Raw genomic sequence first — 1,130 nt, 5'->3', positions numbered from 1 at the left:
AGTTTCCAAGTCTTTCTTGAAGTGATAATACCAATCGGAATTTACGAAAGAATCAGGAGAAAGGTATGAAGAGTCTGAAAGTTTGATTGTAGATATTAAATCTTCGGGTTCCGCACCTTCAATTTTTCCGTTGATATGAAGGCAAACATTATCCTTTCTTAAGTAGGTCGTCGGATTAGATGATAAATCTACAGATTCGATGCGCTTACCTGCATTTAAGCTCGCTAGTTCAATAGAGTTATCATAGTTAGTTGTAAAAAACCTTCTCCATGGAAGCTTACATATGTTCTCATGGATATGCGATACCGCTTTAAGAGTATAGTTATCTTTAAGTAATTCTAATATGGAGTCATGATCTATATACTCAATTGCCACATCGGCAGCGAACATCAAATCATCTGATTCTTCCAACTTTGATAGTGAACATAGCTTTTTTGCAAGTGCGCCTGCCATGGGGGGAACAGTATTCAGAACGTTTGTTGTTCCAAAAGAAAAGCCAGCGCCTGTAAAGACTATAGCTTTACCTGTAGAGATTCTTCGCTTGAGCAGCTCGATATCTACTTCTTGAGTTTTCGCTTTAGTTATATCAAAACCTTTTAGCATAAAGTTTTCCCCCAGCGGCAATTGTATTATTGAGCATTGCTGTGTTTTCACCAACATTTGAATTAGTATATTCAATTAATCCACTGAGCTGTATGCATTTTCTAGTATCGAGTTCAAAAACGAGTGTTCTCTTTGCATGTTTGAGTCTCCAACGGTAGATAATTTGATACAGATTGATTAGCCACCAGTACTGTAGGCTATTTTAGCATTATAAAAAGTAAGCCAATTGATACAAAAAATTGTCCAAAAATTTAGAGGCTAGCAAGAAAAGGGGCATTAAATCGCTAGTTTCATAACTTTCTATCTAAGCAACTAGCTCTCAATCCAGCCTTAATACCTACTAAGCTTACCCATAGACGTTCTATCAATACGCATCAAATTGCTCACGTATTATCAATGTAACAATACGAAAAATCAATAAATTCCCCATACAAAATAATACCTAATGCCTTGTTATTTATACCAAAAAAGAAAAGACCATTCCATAATGAGATATTCAATATAGAATGGTGTAGAAACGCTTCAGG

Annotated in this window: 1 protein-coding gene; it reads right to left on the bottom strand. The window is 35.7% G+C overall.

The window, feature by feature from the left end; genetic code table 11:
• The coding region (locus I3255_RS13610; protein WP_238039285.1) for an SIR2 family protein at window positions 1–603 on the bottom strand (603 nt) is incomplete at its 3' end.
• Window positions 604–1,130: the final 527 nt, after the last annotated feature.

The organism is Psychrobacter sp. Ps6, from assembly GCF_022129235.1.
Lineage (GTDB): Bacteria > Pseudomonadota > Gammaproteobacteria > Pseudomonadales > Moraxellaceae > Psychrobacter.
This window is presented reverse-complemented; position numbering and strand designations above follow the sequence as displayed.